We start from the raw sequence: 4475 nt of genomic DNA on the forward strand, positions 1-4475 counted from the left end.
AGGTGATCGCCCGCGAATTCGACATCAGCCCACGAACCATCGAGGTCTACCGCGCCAACGTGATGACCAAGATGCAGGCGGCCAGCCTGTCGGAGCTGGTCCGGATGGCGATGCGGGCCGGCGCGATCAAGGATTGAGCCAAATCAACTTGCCTTCGCCTCGCGCATCTATGGTGCGGGCTCGAAAAGCGTGCAGCCTGCGTGGCTGGCGTAGGAATGAGCAATGCCCAGCGCAGCGACCAAGACCATCATCTACGTCGTCGACGACGATCAGGGCGTGCTCGGATCGCTGCGTTTCCTGCTGGAAACCGACGGCTTTACGGTGCGCACGTTTCGTAGCGGCCCTGCATTGCTCGACTCGATCGATGACCATCCGGCCGACTGCATCGTGATCGACTACAAGATGCCCGGCATGAACGGCATCGATCTGTCGAGCCGGCTGCGCGAGCGTGGCGTCAGAACGCCGATCGTGATCATCACCGGCTATCCGGACGAGACCATCACGAGCCGCGCCGCGGCGGCCGGAGTCAGCCATGTGGTGCTCAAGCCGCATTTGGAAGACAGCCTGATCTCCCAAATTCGCCGCGCCCTGCAGGACTCGGACGCTGCTGTCTAAGCCCGCCCGCCGATTCGGCCGCACAGCCAACATCCTGATATTAAACCCCTATTTCACGGGGACAGATCGCGACCTCCGTAAACCTACTTAGGGGAACCAACCTAAGATATGGGGCGAAATACCAGGTCATGCGGTAACCATCTACAAATCCGGCCATCCAATCCCGCCAGGAGATGGCCAAGATGCTGAACCAGTCGCTCAGGACCCAAGCCACCACCCTCAAGGCTCCGGTCGATCCGTCCACCTGCTCGCCGGCCGAGCACTTCTTCTCCACCTCCGGTCACGCCGGGCTGATCGTCTCCGAGTTCAGCTACAAGAAAGAAGAAGAGATCTACGGCGAGGACGAGCCGTCCGAATACGTCTACCAGGTCGTCTCCGGTGCGGTCCGCAGCTACAAGCTGCTGTCCGATGGCCGCCGCCAGATCGGCGCCTTCTATCTCCCCGGCGACGTGTTCGGCCTCGAGTCGGGTCCGGCCCATCGCCTCACCGCCGAAGCCATCGTCGACACCACCGTCCGCCTGATCAAGCGCAAAACCCTCGAACAGGCCGCCGCGACCGATGTGGTGATCGCCCGCAGCCTGTGGTCGATGACCGCCGGCGAACTGCGCCACGCCGAAGATCACATGCTTCTGCTCGGCCGCAAGAACGCGATGGAACGCGTTGCCAACTTCCTTCTCGAAATGGACCGCCGCCTCGCCGTCGCCGGCATGATGGCGCTGCCGATGTGCCGCCGTGACATTGGCGATTATCTCGGCCTCACCCTCGAAACCGTGTCGCGCGCGCTGTCGCAGCTGCAGAGCCAGGGCATCCTCGGCTTCTCCGGCGCACGCCAAATCGAACTGCGCAACCGCGCCCGTCTTCGCAATCTGGACGCCTGATCCCCCTCCTGCGTTCGGATTGGATCGAAGTGCCGGCCCTCACGGGCCGGCATTTTCGTTTTGGGGGAGGAGTCGGGATTCGTAGGGTGTGCTGAGCGCAGCGAAGCGCACGCGCCGCAAGCACAACAAACGCGTGGGCACGGCGCTACGCGCCTTTGCCCACCCTACGCAGATGATTTTTCCTCGAATATCTCGGATTCAAGAATGATCCGGCTTTGAGAAGCCATTTTCCGCACCCTCACGTTATCATTTTTCTCTTCGCATTGACTTCCAAGCGGGGGCGCGGCGTCATTGGGTGCATTCCCGCAACCGATCGAAGAGCGCCGCCATGACCAAATCGCTTCATCCCGAAACCCTTGCGTTGCACGCCGGCTGGCGCGCCGACCCTGCCACCGGCTCGGTCGCGGTGCCGCTGTTTCAGACCACGTCCTATCAGTTTCGAGACACCGAGCACGCCGCCAACCTGTTCGCGCTGAAGGAGCTCGGCAACATCTACACCCGCCTCGGCAACCCGACGACCGACGTGCTCGAGCAGCGCGTCGCTGCGCTCGAAGGCGGCGTCGCTGCGCTCGCGGTCGCGTCGGGCCAGGCCGCCTCCGCCTTCTCGATCCAGAATCTCGCCCGGGTCGGCGACAACATCGTCAGCTCGACTGACCTCTATGGCGGCACCTGGAATCTGTTCGCCAACACGCTGAAGGACCAGGGCATCGAAGTCCGTTTCGTCGATCCGACCGATCCGCAGGCGTTTGAACGCGCCACCGACGATCGCACCCGCGCCTACTATGCCGAGACCCTGCCGAACCCGAAGCTTGCGGTGTTTCCGATCGAGGAAGTCGCCGCCATCGGCCGCAAGCGCGGCATCCCGCTGATCGTCGACAACACCGCAGCCCCGCTGCTGGTCAAGCCGCTCGAGCACGGCGCGGCGATCGTCGTCTATTCGGCGACGAAGTATCTCGGCGGCCACGGCACCTCGATCGGCGGCCTGATCGTCGATGGCGGCAACTTCCCGTGGGAGCAGTTTCCGCAGCGTCAGCCGGCGCTGAACACGCCGGACCCGAGCTATCACGGCGCGGTGTGGGTCGAAGCCGTCAAGCCGATCGGCCCGGTCGCCTACATCATAAAGGCCCGCACCACGCTGCTGCGCGACCTCGGCTCGGCGCTGTCGCCGTTCAACGCCTTCCAGATCATCCAGGGCCTGGAAACGCTGCCGCTACGCATCGAGCGTCACGTCCAGAACGCCCAGAAGGTCGCCGATTTCCTGGCCAAGCATCCGGAAGTCATCAAGGTGATTCACCCCTCGCAGCAGAGCGGCGTCGCCCGCGAACGCGCCGACAAGTACTTGAAGGGCAAATTCGGCGGCCTGGTCGGCTTCGAACTCGCCGGCGGCCGCGAGGCCGGCCGCAAGTTCATCGACGCGCTCGAACTCCTGTATCACGTCGCCAATATCGGCGACGCCCGCAGCCTGGCGATCCACCCCGCCTCGACCACGCACTCCCAGCTCTCCACCGAAGAGCAACTCGCCACCGGCGTCTCCGACGGCTACGTCCGCCTCTCGATCGGCCTCGAACACATCGACGACATCATCGCCGATCTGGAACGCGGCCTGGCAGCGGGACGCCTGGCGAAGGCGGCATAGTAAATCTCGTAGGGTGGGCAAAGCGAAGCGTGCCCACGCGGATCTCTCCACGCGTGGGGGCGTGGGCACGGCGCTCCGCGCCTTTGCCCGCCCTACGGCTCTCCATGCAGACAGCGTGCTCCCTCGCCCCGCCCTTGCGGGGAGAGGGTTTGGGTGAGGGGCGACACGAGCACTGAGTCACGGCCTCGCAGAGGCGCCCCCTCACCCGCCGCGCATCTGACGATGCGCGTCGACCTCTCCCCGCGCGCGGGGCGAGGTTAAGGAAGCGCTGGCGTCACTAATACAATCAATACCTGTGGTGCTACCCCGAACACCACGATCATCGCCATACACAGCAGCAGCAGCCCGCGATCGAGCACCGGCATCGGCTCGGCATCTTCATGCGAAGCGCCCAAAAACGGCGCACTGATGAAGCGGGCGTAGTAGAAGAAGCCGAGCGACGAGCCCGCGACCACGATCGCCACTAGCGTCCACAGCCCGCCGTCGATCAGCACGCGCAACAAATATAGTTTGGCAATGAAGCCACCCGCCGCCGGCAAGCCGGCGAGCGAGAACAGCGCCAGTGCCAGAGCGCTCGTCTCCAGCGGCCGGCGTTTCCACAGCCCGTGCAGGTCGGGCAGCGTCGGCGCGCGGCCGAGCGCGGCGGAGACACACAGCGCTGCCAGCATCGCCGGCGCATAAGCGCCGAGATAGAACAGCACCGCCTCGCTCGCCTGCGGCGCGCCGGAGGCGATGATCAGCGCCAAGTAGCCGGAATGCGCAATGGTCGAGTAGCCCAGCATGCGCGGCAATTGCGGCTGGCGCAGCGCCAGTAGATTGCCGAGCAGCACCGAGGCGGCGCCGAGCGCGGCGAGCCCCGAGCTCCACACCGGTTCCGGCAGATGCGCGGCGGCGATGCGCAGCACGACGATCGCCACCGCCGATTTCGACACCACGCCGGCCAGCACAGCCGCGCTCGCCGGCGACGCTTCGAACGCATCCGGCGTCCACATATGGAACGGCACCAGCGAAAATTTAAAGGCAAGGCCTGCAAGTAACAACGCCGTGCCGAGCGCCGCCAGCGCGCCGCCGCTGCGCCAATGCGCAAAATCGAGCGAGCCGGACTCGGCGTAGATCAGCGCCGCACCGAGCAGCAGCGCCGACGACGCCAGCCCGCTCATCACCAGGAATTTGTAAGCCGCTTCCAGCCCCGGCTTCGTCAGCCGGAATGCGAACAGCGCAATCAAGGAGAGGCCGACGATCTCGATGCCGAGAAACAACGTCGCCACATGACCGGCGCCGGCCAGCGTCGCCGCGCCGATCGCAACCAGGAGGAGCAGCGACGGTGCCTCTTTGGCCGGATGGCC

General features: G+C 65.0%; 5 protein-coding genes. 4 read left to right on the plus strand and 1 reads right to left on the minus strand.

Annotated features, from left to right (window positions below; all coding sequences use genetic code 11):
- The 4 genes from I5M_RS12680 to I5M_RS12695 all read left to right on the plus strand — a co-directional run.
- Nucleotides 1-137 (plus strand): LuxR C-terminal-related transcriptional regulator (locus I5M_RS12680; RefSeq protein ID WP_031336210.1); only part of this gene is annotated, 137 nt, incomplete at its 5' end.
- Nucleotides 138-222: 85 nt separating this feature from the next.
- Nucleotides 223-615: a response regulator transcription factor gene (locus tag I5M_RS12685; protein WP_022721744.1), complete on the plus strand. Its 393-nt coding sequence runs from the start codon at nt 223-225 to the stop codon at nt 613-615.
- 182 nt (nt 616-797) lie between these two features.
- Nucleotides 798-1493, plus strand: a complete 696-nt coding sequence (locus tag I5M_RS12690) for a helix-turn-helix domain-containing protein (RefSeq protein WP_031336212.1) — start codon at nt 798-800, stop codon at nt 1491-1493.
- A 328-nt stretch (nt 1494-1821) separates the two neighbouring features.
- The gene (locus tag I5M_RS12695) at nt 1822-3129 is read left to right on the plus strand and encodes an O-acetylhomoserine aminocarboxypropyltransferase/cysteine synthase family protein (protein WP_022721746.1); all 1308 of its coding nucleotides are present in this window, start codon (nt 1822-1824) and stop codon (nt 3127-3129) included.
- Nucleotides 3130-3386: 257 nt separating this feature from the next.
- Here the strand turns inward: I5M_RS12695 and I5M_RS12700 are convergent.
- A partial coding sequence (locus I5M_RS12700; protein ID WP_022721747.1) for an NADH-quinone oxidoreductase subunit N occupies nt 3387-4475 on the minus strand: 1089 nt, incomplete at its 5' end.

Origin of the sequence: Rhodopseudomonas sp. B29 (assembly GCF_000333455.1) — a bacterium.
Lineage (GTDB): Bacteria > Pseudomonadota > Alphaproteobacteria > Rhizobiales > Xanthobacteraceae > Rhodopseudomonas.

Excerpts from the sequence above, each read along its gene's own strand:
- I5M_RS12695 (WP_022721746.1), top strand. The coding sequence starts at position 1,822 with ATGACCAAATCGCTTCATCCCGAAACCCTTGCGTTGCACGCCGGCTGG.
- I5M_RS12690 (WP_031336212.1), top strand. The coding sequence starts at position 798 with ATGCTGAACCAGTCGCTCAGGACCCAAGCCACCACCCTCAAGGCTCCG.
- I5M_RS12685 (WP_022721744.1), top strand. The coding sequence starts at position 223 with ATGCCCAGCGCAGCGACCAAGACCATCATCTACGTCGTCGACGACGAT.